The 15,368-nt window shown below is 45.7% G+C and carries 14 protein-coding genes; 8 read left to right on the top strand and 6 right to left on the bottom strand.

The features are described from left to right. Nucleotides 1–2 precede the first annotated feature (2 nt). Nucleotides 3–614: a glycerol-3-phosphate 1-O-acyltransferase PlsY gene (gene plsY / locus FR741_RS13300; RefSeq protein ID WP_167426913.1), complete on the bottom strand. Its 612-nt coding sequence runs from the start codon at nt 612–614 to the stop codon at nt 3–5. A gap of 250 nt (nt 615–864) precedes the next feature. Between plsY and folB the strand changes: the two genes are divergently transcribed. From folB to FR741_RS13285, 3 genes are read left to right on the top strand one after another with little or no spacing between them, the layout of a single operon-like run. Then, complete coding sequence (gene folB, locus FR741_RS13295; RefSeq protein ID WP_005395977.1) at nt 865–1,224, top strand: bifunctional dihydroneopterin aldolase/7,8-dihydroneopterin epimerase; 360 nt, start codon at nt 865–867, stop codon at nt 1,222–1,224. Further along, nucleotides 1,221–1,709: a 2-amino-4-hydroxy-6-hydroxymethyldihydropteridine diphosphokinase gene (gene folK, locus FR741_RS13290; protein ID WP_145473220.1), complete on the top strand. Its 489-nt coding sequence runs from the start codon at nt 1,221–1,223 to the stop codon at nt 1,707–1,709. The genes folB and folK overlap by 4 nt, the downstream gene beginning before the upstream one ends. 9 nt (nt 1,710–1,718) lie before the next feature. Beyond that, nucleotides 1,719–2,522 (top strand): undecaprenyl-diphosphate phosphatase, encoded by an 804-nt coding sequence (locus tag FR741_RS13285; RefSeq protein WP_167426912.1) that lies wholly within the window; start codon nt 1,719–1,721, stop codon nt 2,520–2,522. Between the two features lie 228 nt (nt 2,523–2,750). On the opposite strand, the gene FR741_RS13280 is transcribed toward FR741_RS13285, so the two are convergent. Next, nucleotides 2,751–3,971, bottom strand: coding sequence for a multifunctional CCA addition/repair protein (locus FR741_RS13280; RefSeq protein ID WP_167426911.1), 1,221 nt, complete (start codon nt 3,969–3,971; stop codon nt 2,751–2,753). A gap of 138 nt (nt 3,972–4,109) precedes the next feature. Between FR741_RS13280 and FR741_RS13275 the strand changes: the two genes are divergently transcribed. From FR741_RS13275 to ggt, 3 genes are all read left to right on the top strand, one after another. Continuing rightward, nucleotides 4,110–5,726: an ExeA family protein gene (locus FR741_RS13275; protein ID WP_167426910.1), complete on the top strand. Its 1,617-nt coding sequence runs from the start codon at nt 4,110–4,112 to the stop codon at nt 5,724–5,726. After that, nucleotides 5,726–6,409, top strand: coding sequence for a general secretion pathway protein GspB (locus FR741_RS13270; RefSeq protein ID WP_167426909.1), 684 nt, complete (start codon nt 5,726–5,728; stop codon nt 6,407–6,409). Before FR741_RS13275 ends, FR741_RS13270 begins: the two co-directional genes overlap by 1 nt. Nucleotides 6,410–6,683: 274 nt before the next feature. Then, nucleotides 6,684–8,414 carry a gamma-glutamyltransferase gene (gene ggt / locus FR741_RS13265; RefSeq protein ID WP_167426908.1) on the top strand — a complete coding sequence of 577 codons (1,731 nt, stop codon included), beginning with the start codon at nt 6,684–6,686 and terminating at the stop codon, nt 8,412–8,414. A 91-nt stretch (nt 8,415–8,505) separates the two neighbouring features. On the opposite strand, the gene FR741_RS13260 is transcribed toward ggt, so the two are convergent. The 3 genes from FR741_RS13260 to FR741_RS13250 form a co-directional block, all read right to left on the bottom strand. Beyond that, nucleotides 8,506–9,117, bottom strand: a complete 612-nt coding sequence (locus FR741_RS13260) for a TIGR04211 family SH3 domain-containing protein (RefSeq protein WP_167426907.1) — start codon at nt 9,115–9,117, stop codon at nt 8,506–8,508. A gap of 178 nt (nt 9,118–9,295) precedes the next feature. Next, nucleotides 9,296–10,555, bottom strand: a complete 1,260-nt coding sequence (locus FR741_RS13255) for an inorganic phosphate transporter (RefSeq protein ID WP_005395948.1) — start codon at nt 10,553–10,555, stop codon at nt 9,296–9,298. A 131-nt stretch (nt 10,556–10,686) separates the two neighbouring features. After that, nucleotides 10,687–11,367, bottom strand: a complete 681-nt coding sequence (locus FR741_RS13250) for a TIGR00153 family protein (RefSeq protein ID WP_031780508.1) — start codon at nt 11,365–11,367, stop codon at nt 10,687–10,689. A gap of 212 nt (nt 11,368–11,579) precedes the next feature. On the opposite strand from FR741_RS13250, the gene FR741_RS13245 reads away from it, so the two are divergent. After that, on the top strand, nt 11,580–13,112 hold the full coding sequence (locus tag FR741_RS13245; RefSeq protein ID WP_167426906.1) for a CYTH and CHAD domain-containing protein: 1,533 nt from the start codon (nt 11,580–11,582) through the stop codon (nt 13,110–13,112). Between the two features lie 40 nt (nt 13,113–13,152). Here the strand turns inward: FR741_RS13245 and FR741_RS13240 are convergent, their stop codons facing one another. After that, nucleotides 13,153–13,926, bottom strand: a complete 774-nt coding sequence (locus FR741_RS13240) for a potassium channel family protein (protein ID WP_006743197.1) — start codon at nt 13,924–13,926, stop codon at nt 13,153–13,155. 105 nt (nt 13,927–14,031) lie between these two features. On the opposite strand from FR741_RS13240, the gene FR741_RS13235 reads away from it, so the two are divergent. Further along, the gene (locus tag FR741_RS13235; RefSeq protein ID WP_005395942.1) at nt 14,032–15,288 is read left to right on the top strand and encodes a methyl-accepting chemotaxis protein; all 1,257 of its coding nucleotides are present in this window, start codon (nt 14,032–14,034) and stop codon (nt 15,286–15,288) included. Nucleotides 15,289–15,368 lie beyond the last annotated feature (80 nt).

Raw genomic sequence — 15,368 nt, 5'->3', positions numbered from 1 at the left:
CATTAAGCCGAGTTTTTTTGTGTCAGTTTCTTTTCGCCAATTTTGGGCTCATCGCCAGACAAAAGCCGCCGAATATTTTGATGATGCTTAAATACGATTAAGCAACACAGCATAGCAACAGGTAACGTGTATTGCGGTTTAAACATCCAAGTATAAAACGGAGTGACCAAAACCGTGACGAGAGCCGCTAAGGATGAATAGCGGAATAGCGCGGCTACTGACAGCCAAGTTAACATCACTAATCCTGTTAAGTCCAAACCAATCGGAGCGATAGCGCCAAGCGCTGTTGCGACACCTTTTCCGCCTTTAAAGTGGAAAAAGATGGGGTACATGTGGCCAAGACAGGCAGCAGTGGCGATGACGCCAAGAATGATAGGGTCGATACCAAGAAAGTATCCGCCCCATACGGGGATGGTGCCTTTGAGCATATCGCACAACAAGACTGAAACAGCGGCTCCTCGTCCGCCAATACGCAATACGTTCGTTGCTCCAGGGTTGTTGGAGCCTACACTGCGTGGATCTGGCAGTTTTAAGAGTCGACAGATCAAAACCGCACTGGAAACCGAACCCAGTAAATAGGCGGCCATTGTCATTATCAGTGCCAGTGCGTCCATAGAAGTCCTTGATGGATTGGAATTTAATGCTCGGTTCCCGCGTAGTTGCTATCATACCTCGAATTCACATAATGCAGAAATCCTCACTGTGATAGAGCTTGCATTATGTGATTTCTTGTATATAAAGATGCTTTCGCAGTTTATACCTAAGTAACATTGTGATGACCCAAGTAAATGTTACTTAGGTATAGAATACTACGATCAAATTACCCCTCACGGGTATCCGACCTCTGTAATAGAAGGACATAAGATGGCTCTGGATAAAGTTTTTATTGAACAATTAGAAGTAATCACCACGATTGGCGTGTACGACTGGGAACAACAAATCAAACAAAAGTTGGTTCTAGATATTGAAATGGCACACGATAATAAACCTGCGGGCAAAAGTGATGATGTGCAAGATGCGTTGGATTACTCGCAAGTGAGTGAGGCGGTACTGAGCCACATTGAAAATGGTCGTTTTCTGTTGGTTGAACGTGTAGCCGAAGAAGTGGCAGAGCTTATCATGCAGCGTTTCTCTGTACCTTGGGTGAAAATCCGTTTAGCAAAGCCTGGTGCAGTGCCACAAGCACGCGCTGTTGGTGTTGTGATTGAGCGAGGTCAAGCATGATCACCACCTATATCGGTGTTGGTACGAATGTAGAAAGAGAGCAACATGCGCTCGCTGCGTATCAGGAGCTACTACAGCTTGGAGAAAATCTCCTCGTATCGCCGGTATATGAATGTGAACCTATTGGTTTTAGCAGCCAGAACTTCTACAACTTTGTCGTTGCAATGCGTACCGAGTTGTCATTAGAAGAGTTGAGTCATCAGCTACGTGAGATTGAATTTAAGTGGGGACGCGAAGAAAATGCGCAAAAGTATCAGGATCGAACACTGGATCTCGATATAGTGTTGTTCGGTGAATGCGTCTCCACGAAAAAACCTGAGCTACCTCGCAGTGATATCTACAAATATCCTTTTGTCACAAAGCCTCTGTATGATCTCGAACCTCAATTAGTGATCCCAGGCGATGGACGCACAGTCGCAGATATTTGGCATGGAATGCAGCCAGTCGATTCACTCAAACCTGTTTCTTTTTCATTTTTAATTTGAGTTGTTTACATGAGTTATTTTGAAGCCTTTATTCTGGCTCTGATTCAGGGTCTGACAGAGTTTTTGCCTATTTCGAGCTCTGCCCATTTGATCCTGCCCTCCGCCATTTTGGGATGGGAAGACCAAGGTCTAGCTTTTGATGTTGCTGTTCACGTCGGTACATTAATGGCGGTAGTGATCTATTTTCGCCATGAAGTGATCACTCTGTTCCAGGCATTATTTGCTTCGATCTTTAAAGGAGATCGGAGTAAAGAAGCAAAACTTGCTTGGATGATCGTGATCGCCACGATTCCAGCTTGTGTGTTTGGCTTGTTGATGAAAGACATCATTGAAGTGTATCTACGTAGCGCTTATGTCATCGCGACCACAACGATCGTATTTGGTTTGTTGCTTTGGTGGGTAGACAAAAACGCTAAGTTGGTTGCGGATGAATACCAAACGGGTTGGAAGAAAGCCGTGTTTATCGGTATTGCCCAAGCCTTAGCGATGATTCCTGGAACGTCGCGTTCAGGGGCGACCATTACGGCTGCACTTTACCTCGGCTTTACTCGAGAAGCGGCTGCGCGCTTTTCATTTTTAATGTCGATCCCTATCATTACATTGGCTGGTAGCTACTTAGGTATGAAGCTAGTGACCAGTGGTGAACCTGTCCATATTGGCTTCTTGCTGACTGGTATCATCACATCGTTTATCAGTGCATATATTTGTATCCACTTTTTCTTAAAGATGATTTCACGAATGGACATGACACCGTTTGTGATTTACCGTCTGATTCTAGGTTTCGGTTTGTTTGCGTTCTTGCTTAGCGCTTGATAACGCGACGGATTGGCAGCTTGCTTAACCGCAAGCTGCATACCTAAACCACAACGTCATTCTGAACAGCGACGAAGGCGCGAGGTTCAGAACCTTCTCTCCGAGTTTCTTGTAGCGTTGGCCATTTCTAAAACTTCCCTGCGTGCTGATATTAGATTCCTAATCTCGCTAAGGCTCGCTGGAATGACCTGGCATGAATACAACTCGGTTAATTAATCTTAGCTCAGATCACTTATTCAAAGCGACTCTTACCGCTTCAATCCGTCTCTTTTCTTGTTCATCACGTATTGCCGGGCCTTTAAATCCATCCTTAATGATGCTCTGAACATCTACGGCGGCTGCGGCTTGATAAGCGTGGGTAAAAATCTCAGCTTGAGGATAAGGCTTCTCTTCTAACCCTTTTCGACCCGCATGGTCAGCCTGACAGCATATTAAAATATCTTCTAAGCGCTCAGCTTTGCGCCACACATCGAATTTGTTGAGTATTTTTATGATGGTTTGCGGCTTTAACTCGGCCGCACGATGGATATTGGAGTGCTGTTCGCACACCATCAAGGCTAAATCACGAAACTCATTCGGTACACGGACACGCTCGCACAGCTTTTTGATCAGTTTTAATCCTGTATGACAATGCATTCTGTGGCTTGGCCATTCGCTCTCTGGCGTCACCCCTTTGCCCAAGTCATGCACTTGAGCGGCAAATCTGACGGGGAGTGAGTCACTCAATCTTGCGGCTTGCTCTGCCACCATCAAAGTATGGATGCCTGTATCGATTTCTGGATGCCATTTTTCTGGTTGAGGTACGCCAAATAGTGCATCAATTTCAGGTAAAACAACGGTCAATGCACCACAATCTCTTAGAACCGATAAGAAAATATCAGGGCGAGGGGTGGAGAGGGACTTATGCCATTCTTGCCAAACACGCTCGGGAGTCAGTGTGCTCAGCTCCCCAGACTCTGCCATGTAGCGCATTAACTGCATGGTTTCGTCGGCAACCGTAAAGTCTAGATCAGCCAGCTTGGCTGCAAAGCGAGCGACACGTAAAACGCGTAGAGGATCTTCGACAAAAGCGTCTGATACATGGCGTAGCAGTTTATTATTGAGATCTTTCTGGCCGCCGTAAGGATCATGGAGCTTACCTGCATCATCCATTGCCATCGCGTTAATGGTTAAATCACGACGAATTAAATCCTCTTCTAAGGTGACACTTTGATCAAAGAAACACTCAAAGCCAGTGTAACCACACCCTGACTTTCTTTCCGTTCGCGCAAGTGCATGTTCTTCTTTACTTTTTGGGTGCAAAAATACAGGAAAGTCTTTGCCAACGGCGGTGTACCCTTGGGACAGCATCATCTCGGGAGTCGCACCTACGACCACCCAGTCGTTGTCATAACTATCAATTCCGAGCAATTTATCTCGAACTGCGCCACCTACTAAATAAACTTGCACGAATTACCTCTTAATTTATTGATATGCCGTTGGACATTGTAGCAAGCAATGGTACTTTTCTTTACTCCCGAGAGTAGATGCAGCTATGTTTATATTATATCTGACTATTCCCTGGTGGTTTTTTAGCTGGAGAGCCTAATGTATAAGGACTTTTTTGGGTTTGTAGAACAACCATTTTCGATTGTTCCAAACTCGCGTTATTTGTATTTAAGCCAACGTCACAAAGAGGCAATCACACATCTCCAAGCCGGGCTAGGCGATGGCGGTGGTTTTGCTATGCTTACTGGCGAAGTGGGTACAGGCAAAACGACCGTCGCAAAAGCGATGCTGGCGAATTTAGGTGATAACACCAAAGCGGGTCTGATCCTAAATCCCACGTTTTCGAGTCGAGACTTGCTCGAAGCTATTTGCGATGAATTCAAAATTACTTACCCGCCAGATGCAAACCTCAAACAGCTAAACCAAGTGATTCACAAATACTTGCTGCGTAATTATCGTTCAGGCTGGCAGACATTGCTGGTCATTGATGAGGCTCAACACCTTGCTGCCGACGTTTTAGAGCAGCTACGTTTGTTGACCAACTTGGAAACCGATACCAGAAAACTGCTCAAAGTGTTGTTGGTCGGACAGCCTGAATTACAGCGGTTATTACAAACGACGCAACTACGCCAGCTCGCTCAGCGCATTACTGGGCGTTATCACTTGTTGCCGTTGGATGAAAAAGAGACAGAAGATTACATCGCGTTTCGATTACATACGGCAGGTGGTGACCAGCAACTGTTTAATCGTGCTTCTTGTAAACTCATTGCCAAATACAGTCACGGCATCCCGCGCTTGATTAATCTTATCTGTGATAAATCTCTCAACATCAGTTATCACCAAGGTAATGTGGTGGTGGATAAGCAAACCGTTCAGCAGGCCTGTGAAGAGGTGATGCAGTTTCAGGCAGATATTTATCAGCAAGATAAAAAAGAGCGCCGTACTTTCCGCTGGCCTGCTTGGGGCTCTGTTACGTTGGGTCTTATTGCTGCATTAGGTACGGGGTGGGCGGTCGTTAATTATATGCCAGCTCAAGCAACGTCAGTGTTGGCGCAAGTGACCGCACCAAGAGAGGAGCCAACGCCAATAGTCGTCAACCAACAATTGACAGATGATCAGCGTGACTTATTGTTAGCACAAAAACAGTCGAATCTCGCCGTGAATGATTTGTATCGTTTGTGGGGTTATCAAGCATCGGTTCGCGACAATCTTTGTTTATCAGAACCCCAATCGACCATGCGTTGTGAGCGTAAAATGGCGACCTGGCCGCTGCTGATGCAACAAAATCGCCCTGTGATTTTGGAGTTGAATTATCAAGGTGATGTTGGGTATGTCATTTTGTACGCCGTCGGTAATGACAAAGTCGAAGTGCTCAATGGCAAGCAGCGTCTGCGTCTGCCTATTTCGTGGCTAAAGCCGATGTGGCAAGGCAATATCATTGAACTGTGGCAAGCGCCGTTGAAAGAGACATTACGTTTAGACATGGAAGGCCCTGCGATCGAAGTATTAGACCGATTATTAGCAGAAGCGGTAAGTGAGCCACTGCTTGAAACGTCTATTTTTGATGGTGCGATGAAAGAGCGAGTTGAGTTATTCCAACGTTGGCAAGGTATTGGGGTCGACGGCATTGCAGGTAAGCGGACGCTAGATCGTCTTCAACAAAACGTGCAGCCAGATGCGCCTCAACTGGCACGAATCGAGAAGGAGGACGCATAATGTCAGCCATGAAACATATTGGTTTGTTCTTGTTGCCGATCACCGTTGCTGCAATCGGAGTTGCTTGGTATTTAGATCTCCTTACGCCTCATGCTGAAGTTAGTACTTCCGCCCCTAAGGCTAAGATGGAAGCGGAACAACCGTTCAAAGCATTGGACTATCCTGAAACTACTCAGTTGGCGCAATTGCCAAGAGAGTGGCCAAGTGCAGAGCTGTCTCGTGATTTTGGTACGTTTGCAACATCTGATGAATACGTGAGTAATACAGCAAACAAAGACGAGATAGAAACATCTGTATCAACTCAAGGCACTTCAGTAGTTGAAGAGGACCTAGGTTTGTCTCTGGATGATCTTGACTTGTCCTCATTATCTCCTGATTTGGCGCGAAAGGTCGAAAATGCGTTATCCCGAGATGATGCGCCTTCACCACAAACGGTGCGCGTGAACGATTTAGAGCGCAACGCTCACCAATGGCAAGGGCGTTTACCTGCGCTCAATTTGCAAACTCACATGTACGCCAGTGATGAAAATCGGCGCTGGGTGAAAATTAACAATGTTGAATATCATCAAGGAGACGTTGTTGATGGGCAGGTCACATTAAGAGAAATACAACCGCAAGCGGTGATTGTCGAGTTCCAAGGTGAGCAAATTCGTATACCAGCGTTGTATGAGTGGAAAGGGTAACTGTTATAGCAACACATCAAGCCAGCGAAATCATATCGCTGGCTTTTTTATTTTTCAGAACACCTTTTGCATCTATTCTGGTGATGATTTTTAGATACTCAAACAAGCAAAATATAGCTTTTCTAAGTCGTTTAAATAGCACCAATATCGTTCAACTATTGATAGCGCGATTCCAGTCAGCGTTGTGTAAAAAAACGCCACATTGACGAACTTCGTCATCACGACCTGGTCCACGTTAGACCCCATGAAATAACAGGAGTCTACACAGAGACACATGCGTATTCTGATTTTTTCTTTAAGTGTTGTTGCGTCGTTAAGTTACGCAGCAAAGCCGCCCCCTTTCCCTATAACACCAGATAATAACGGACAAGATTTTATGGTCAGCGCGACCAACCCTTACGTGAGCAGCACTGGTTATTCAATATTGAAAGAGGGCGGGAACGTCGTTGATGCCATGGTCGCGATGCAGATGGTGATGTCTGTGGTTGAACCGGATATGACGGGAATTGGCGGCGGTACTTTCGCGCTGTTTTATCAACATGACAAGCAGAAGTTTTTAGCCCTTGATGGGCGAGATGAAGCGCCGTCTAGCGCTCACCCTGAGATGTTTATTGAAAATGGGAAAGCACTCAGCCGCGATGAAATTTTGGGGCCTCGCTCCGTTGCAGTGCCGGGCACCTTACGTCTGCTTTATTCCACTCATGAGCAATACGGCAAATTACCATGGTCTGAGTTGGTTCAACCTGCGATTAAGCTCGCGCGTGATGGGTACGCGATGAACAGCTATACCTATGATATCGTCGTGCGAGAGCAATCCCGTTTGGCTCGCGATCCAGAAATTAAAGCCTTGTATTGGCAAGATGATGAAGTGAAGCCAACAGGGACGTTAATGAAGAACCCTAAAATGGCTGAGACGCTAGAGAAAATAGCTCAGCAAGGCGATCGCTATTTGTATGGTGGTGCACTTGGTCAACATATTGTTGATACGGTGAATCGTCGTATTAACGATCAGCATGAGAAATTGTCGTTAGAGGACTTTAAAAACTATCAGGTGAAATCTCGCGATATTATTGAAAGCGATTATCGGGGCAGCAAAATCGTTTCGTTTGGTTACCCGGCCTCTGGTGGTGTGATGGTCGCTCAAAGTCTGAAACTGCTGGAGCCGTACGATATATCTCAGATGGCACTAACTGATGTAGAGCCTTGGCGTTTAATGACCGAGGCGATGCGCTTAGCAAAAGCTGATCGTATTGCGTATGCCGGAGATCCGGATTATGTGGAAGCACCAGTTGAACAATTGTTATCTAAAACCTATTTGGACCAGAGACGTGATTTAATCCCTGATAATGGCACCTCGAAAGAGAATCCAAAAGCCGGACAGATAACGCAAACTCAGTATGCGCAATATCAAGGCTTCGAGAGCAAAGATACAGGGCACATTTCTATCGTTGATAGGGAAGGTAATGCGATTGCTATGACCAGCACCGTTGGTACGGGAATGGGATCTGGTGTCATGGTTGATGGCGTTATCTTGAATGCACAAATGGCAAACTTTTCACCTCAACCAACGGTTAACGGCAAGCCTACTCAAAACTCGATTGAAGCGGGTAAGCGTCCACGCTCAGCCATTACGCCATTAATGGTGATGGACGGCGATGGCAATCTGCGCTTAGTAGTTGGCTCTCCGGGCAGTTCGCAAATTCCAGGTTATGTGCTTAAAACTGTGGTTGGGGTACTGGATTGGAACTTATCAGCGCAAGAGGCTATTGACTTACCAAACATCCAGTACGGCACCAAGATAGACCGCACGAAGCCGTATGACCCAACAGGCTTGCTAGTGGAGAAGAAAACCTTCGCAGAAATGTTGGTGCCGGAGTTTATGGAGCTTGGCTACCCAGTACACGTTATTCCAGTGGTAAGTGGTTTGAATGCAATTGAGCTAAAAGATGGCAAGCTTTATGGCGCAACGGATCGTCGTCGAGCGTCTAGTTCAATGGGGGAGTAGTGCAGATTTCTGTAAAACTAAGCAAACAAAAAAGCCAGTCGAATATCGACTGGCTTTTGCATTCTTTTTTATAGATAAAAGGGCGAAGGACTTATGCCCAACCCGCAGGTGAACGTTTTCTACGAGGCATGATATGCGGAAGAATCAAACCAAATAGCAAACCTAAACCTGCAACACCGCCGCCATAAGTGAAGTACTTAAGCAGCATGTCGTCTTTTTGTGTATCCAGTTTAGCGCGCAGCTCGCGGTTTTCTGTCTCAACAGAAGTAAGCTGGTCGCTGATCTCAGAGTATTTATTCTCAAGATCGGAAATTTGTTGGTTGCGCGTTTCTAGAGAGGTAACAAGGCCAGCTTTCTCTGCATCAGAAGTTTTACGAGCGTTAGCAAGCTGCTCTTTCACTTCTGCTAGTTCTTTCTCAATGCGAGGAAGGCGAATCGCCATGCTTTCTTGGTTTGTCACAAACTTGCTTTGTACCCAACCAGTACGACCTCGGTCATCACGAACTTGCGTATAGCCAGTATCTCGGTTGGTTTTAATCAGTTGTACTTTAGAACCGGCATTAACACTACCAATAATACGGTAGGTGTTATTTGGACCTGAGTGCATAAAAGTGAAGAGGTCATCAGAAATATAACGGTCTGCTGCTAGGGCCGCTGGCGCTGCTAGCAAAGTAAACAAAACCGTGATGATTAGTTTTTTCACAGTAAATCCCTTAACGATTTTTCTTGGAGACAGCGTTGGCACCGAATGATTGGAGCCGGAAATAGACGAATAGTATGCAGTTTCAAACTTCGGTGCAACAAAGAAGGGAGGCAAAGCCTCCCTTTCTGTGCGTTTGAGTCAATAATGACAAAGCGCTTACATTCTATTGACGAGTGTCTTAAGCGAACATCGCTTGAAGTCCGTAGAAGAATACAACGGCCAATAGTGCACCTGCTGGTAGTGTAACGATCCATGATGCCACGATGTTACGAACCACGCCCAGGTTTAGTGCCGCGATACCACGAGCAAAGCCAACACCGAGAACCGCACCAACCAATGTTTGAGTGGTTGAGATTGGCAGACCAGTACCAGAAGCTAGAACAACAGTACAAGCGGTTGCTAGCTGAGCTGCAAAACCACGGCTAGGAGTTAGCTCAGTGATACCTGTACCAACGGTTGCCATTACTTTGTGACCCAGTGTCGCAAGACCGACCACGATACCAATACCACCAAGAGGTAGAATCCACCAAGCGATGGTGCTTTTCGTGCTGATTTCGCCCATATGTTCAACAGTCGATACGACAGCAGACAGTGGACCAATGGCGTTTGCAACGTCGTTTGAACCGTGTGCAAATGCCATTGCACAAGCGGTGATAACCATCAGAACGCTGAAGATACCTTCCACGCCAGAAAAGCTGCGGTCTTCTTCGCGATTAGCGAATTTTTTCTGGATGTATACGTAGCCGCCAACCATCACGAGTGCTGAAACTGCTGCTGCCCACATCCAAGCTTCGCCATTGGTTAGGTGAAGACCAACGTGTTTTAGACCTTTTTTGATAGTTACAAGTGCAATCACCATTGTTGTGATGAACATGTAAACAGGAACAAAACGTTTGGCGTTGAATAACGGGTTCTCAGTATCAAAAATCAGACGTTGTGCGCTGACAAAGATAACGTACGCAAAGAAACCTGAAATCACTGGTGTAATAATCCAGCTACCAACAATGCCTTGAACGCTGCCCCAGTCAACCGCTTCAGTACCTACTGATACGCATGCAAAACCAATGATTGCACCGATGATTGAGTGAGTCGTAGATACTGGCCAGCCCATGTAAGAGGCAAGAAGTAACCATGTACCCGCAGCCAAAAGAGCAGACATCATACCGTAGACAAGAACGTCAGGTTGACTAGCAAATAAAGAAGTTTCGATTACACCTTTACGGATAGTGTCGGTTACTTCACCGCCTGCAAGGTAAGCACCTGCAAATTCGAAGATCATCGCAATGATGATAGCTTGTTTTACGGTTAGCGCTTTTGAACCTACTGATGTACCCATCGCATTAGCAACGTCGTTCGCGCCAATACCAATCGCCATCATGAAACCAAAAATCGCTGCAACAATAATCAGGACAGTGCCGTAGTTCGCAAGGATATCCATCGTAATACCTAGTTGTTTTATAACAAGCGGAACAAAATTTTACGCGCGCCAAACCATAAGACGATGAAAATAGTCATCATCCCTATGACACGTGTTTATTATGCTCTTCGTTATGTCGTTAACTTTATGTTTTAAGATCGAGATAGCATGACTTCCAAACGAGCACCTACGCGCTGCGCTTGGTCGGCAATACCACCTACCCATTCAAGAATCTTGTACAAGAACATGACATCGATAGGGTTCATGTCAGACTCAATCGCCATCAACTGTTGACGAAGTTCAATCTGCATAGCATCGGTATCATCTTCGATGACATCTAATTGATGAATCATTTCAGCGACGAGCGTCACTTCACGACCTTTGAAGCCGGTTTCTAGCAATTCATCAAGTTCATTGATTACCTTTTGCGCCTGATCGGCCGCATCAAGACAACGTTGAACGTAAGCGAGGAAGTTTGGTTGGAGAGCCTCAGGAATGACAAGTTGACGACCATATACACGGCCAGCAATGTCTTTTGCCAGGTTTGCAAGTTTGTCCTGCTGAGTCAGAAGCTCAAGCATGTCAGTACGGTCTACTGGCATGAACAAACCGCGAGGCAGTTTTAGACGGATTTCACGTTTCAGCACGTCCGCTTCTTTCTCTAGGTGAGAAATTTGTGCACGGATTTCAGATGCTTTTTCCCAGTCACCCTTTGAAGATACTTCAAAGAATTTCACCAAGTGTGAACAACATTCGTTGACACACACAACGTGGCGTTGCAAAGGCTTAATTGGGGACTTTGCAAATAACCCCATAATTGTATTTACTGGCATGGTCATTCAACCTAATAACTATAACCTTAAAAAAACATACACCATTTCTGAGTGCTTGGCGAAATGTTGAACGATGGCTATAAAGGCGCGCATGGTAACGCATTAAATCGCTCATTAAAACTGTTTTAGATCATCATTCCGGCGATATTTCTCTCTTGCCGTGCGAGAAATTACGCAATATCCTGTTTCTATCTGCTTTGAAAGGTATAGCTATGGAAACCGAAATAGAACTGAAGTTTTTTGTTTCTCCTGAATTTTCAGAAACTTTAAAAGAAAAAATTTCTGAGACAAAAGTACTTCAGCATAGTTGTCGTGACTTGGGTAACACCTACTTTGATACCGCCGATAAATGGCTGAGAAAGCACGACATTGGTTTAAGAATTCGCCGTTTTGATGATGTATTCGTCCAAACCGTAAAGACAGCAGGACGCGTCGTCGCAGGCTTACATCAAAGACCAGAATACAATGCTGAGCACACTAGCGACGAGCCTAACCTGTCGCTTCATCCTGTAGACATTTGGCCGCCAGATAAAGACGCAGCAACGCTGCAATCTGAGCTTATGCCGTTATTCTCGACCAACTTCACACGCGAACAGTGGCTGATTGGCATGCCAGATGGTAGCCAAATAGAAGTGGCGTTTGACCAAGGTATGGTCGTAGCCAAAGGTGAAGATGGGGAAGAGAAACAAGAACCGATTTGCGAAGTTGAACTGGAACTTAAATCGGGCCAAACCGATGCCCTATTTACACTAGCACGTAGCTTTTGCGAGCAAGGTGGCATGCGTTTGGGTAACTTGAGTAAGGCGGCGAAAGGCTATCGACTTGCAAGTGGCTATGCAGGTGATGAAGTAAAATCGTTGGCGCTTGTGGACAGTAGCCCGACGGATACCGTTGAATACTGCTTGATCAACTCTTTAGAACACGCCCTATCTCACTGGCATTATCACGAGCAAATTTATGCTGAGCGTGACAATGTGGAAGCGCTACGTGAAATCAGCAATGCTATTCGTTTTATTCGTCAAACATTGACCATTTTTGGTGGTGTTGTCCCTCGTCGCGCGAGTGCGATTCTGCGCCAAGAGCTTAAATGGTTGGAAGAAGAACTGAGTTGGTTGGATGAACATGCACACCTTGAAGAGCTCTTAGATGACAAAGGCAATGTGCTGCGTAAGTTGGATGCGCGTAAGTTCTTAGTATCTGAGTTGACTCAGCAGTTACAAGAGTTGCCAAGCCGTGAAGAAGTGCTAGGGTTGCTCAATTCCGCACGTTACACAGGGTTACTGCTGGATCTAAGCCGCTGGATCTTAGCACGCGGTTGGCAGCCATTTCTTGATGAAAAAGCACGTGAAAAAATGGCAAGTAACATCATGCCGTTTTCAGTCACTCAGCTCGATCGCACTTGGGCAGAACTAATGGAAGCTTTCCCTGCAGAGCGCGACCTGACGGCGCAAGAGTACGTTGATCAGCGCTATCGCTTGCTGCGTAATCTCTATACTGGTATTGGTTTCGCGAGTCTATATAACTCGGATGAGCGTAACAGCTTCCGTTTGCCATGGGCGGATCTGGTGCATGGTATCGATGATCTGCTAATGCTGAACCACTTGCTTCCGTTGGTAGATATGTTGGAAGACGCAGAAAAAGAGCAATTAGAACGCTGGTTGCACCGTCAAGAGCGTTCAATTTTGCATGCAATGGATCAAACCCGAGCGATCAGTGTGGAAGTTCAGCCTTATTGGCGTGAATGATCACCTTGACTACCTGTACAAAAAATAGGACCGCATGGTCCTATTTTTTTGTCTTTGTTTTGCTTTGTTGCAGTTCTTTTTCTATGAAGTCGAGTCGTTCTAGTATTTGGGCTTGTTGATTCAGGAGCTGCTCGAGCATACGTTCTTTATTGATTAAGCTGTGCGTCTGTTGTTTCGTCGGAGCGGTAAGAATAGAGGTGATAAGACCCGAAATCATGCCAAAGATCCCCACACCACAAACAATGATGATGACGGCTAAAAACTTTCCTATTGAGGTCACCGGATAATGATCGCCGTAACCAACGGTTGAGATCGTTACGAATACCCACCACAAAGCATCGGCGCCAGTGCGAATATTCGCTTCTGGGTTTTTCGCTTCGATAAACAGCATTGCACTAGAACCGAGCGTAATGAGGATCACCATCAACAGTAATATTGAGGCGACCGTGGTTTCGCGGCGGTTTTCTTTGAGCTGATGCAAAATGAACTTCGACGAGCGCAGTACTAATACCACTCGAAGAATATGAAAGATACGAGCAAAGCGCAGTGGCTCTATTAATGGGATGCTCGCCACGAAATCTATCCAATGACGTTTAAGAAATAACCACCGATCTGTGGACCGGATCAAATCAATGGTGAGCTGTAATAGAAAAATACTACAGATTATGAAATCCAGACCGATAAGAACTTGACGGGTTTCGTGATCGATCGGGAAAAACAACAAGCCAGAGATCACAAATAGTGCCATAAAAGACAATATTAGTGACAACAGGCCCATCGGTCGTGTGCTGTCTTTGATATCATTGTTTTTCATACGAAGCTCGAAATAAATCGCGTAACCACGCTAAACGCGAACATAACTATAAGTAATATAAAGATTATAGATAAAGACTATATAAGACTCGGTGGAGAACTGACAATGGAAAAGCTGGCATTTAAGCCATGGGAAAGGGTCATATCCGACATTCGACTGGTTCCTAAAATGGTCATGTTGATGGTCTTCAGTACTGTCCTGATAGTGGCAAAACAACTGTGGGACGCGAACACCTTTTACGATTCACTTTTAGCGGCGACACAAAACGCGCAAGTTGCCCAACAGCATTACGAAGCATACTTAACGCAAGTTGCTTGGCAAACCGCCTTATTGATTGTGGTTTTTGTCGTACTCTTATTAGCGGCGGCTAGAGTGATGCTGCGTCAAACACAGTATCTGAGCGACGCGATCAAACTGATGGCGAGCAAGAACCTCTCCGTGCCATTTGGTATGGATTGTAAAGATGAATACGGAGACGTGGCACGTGAATTAGAAAAGACACGTCGCCAATTGCACGATGTGATTCAAATGCAAATCAACGCTTCTGATGAGTTATCCACACTCACGGAAGTGATGACGCTGAGCATGTCGGAAACGAAAGAGTCGGCGCAAGAAGAGTTTAACGAAATTGATCAACTTGCGACGGCGATGAGTGAAATGTCGTCGACGGTGCAAACCGTCGCAGAACATGCCCAGACGGCGTCTTCTCTTACAGAGCAAGCTTCCGCACAAGCGATTTCTGGTCAACAGTTCTTGCAAAGTACGATGGCGAAAATGAGTGAACTCTCGTCGGACATCGCTTCATCGGCGCAGGCGGTTAACCAGGTCGAAGAACGTGTTGAATCCATTGGTAGTGTTGTGGGTACGATTCAAGGTATCTCTGAACAAACTAACCTGCTTGCACTGAATGCGGCTATTGAAGCGGCGCGAGCTGGCGAGGCTGGGCGGGGTTTTGCGGTGGTTGCAGATGAAGTTCGTAACCTTGCACAACGCACACAACAAGCTACGGTAGAAATTCAAGAGATGATTGCGCAGCTGCAAACCAGTGCAGAATCTGCTGTAGAACTCATGGAGAAAAGTGTAGTGGAAGCGGCCGATGGAAACGAGCTGGTTTCTAATGCTGGATCTGAGCTCGATGGTATTGTTGGGCAAGTGACGCAAATCAATGACATGAACTTCCAAATCGCGACCGCGTCTGGTCAGCAAAGCAGTGTTGCAGAAGAGATGAGTCAAAACCTCACCAATGTACGTGAGCTGGTAGAAGCCTCGGTTGTGGTTGTGACAGAGCTGCTAGAAACTTCTGAAATGATGCAAAATAATGCTGGCGAGTTAGACAAGAAGATCAAATCTTTCCAAGTTTAATATTCCATCCAGAACTTTTGATAAAACGCCCACAAACCTTTTGTGGGCGTTTTTATTTGCTTTAAGTCTGGTATAAAGAA

The organism is Vibrio diabolicus (assembly GCF_011801455.1).
GTDB classification, from domain to species: domain Bacteria; phylum Pseudomonadota; class Gammaproteobacteria; order Enterobacterales; family Vibrionaceae; genus Vibrio; species Vibrio diabolicus.
The sequence above is the reverse complement of the archived record's forward strand: the minus strand, read 5'-3'. Positions and strand labels throughout refer to the sequence as shown.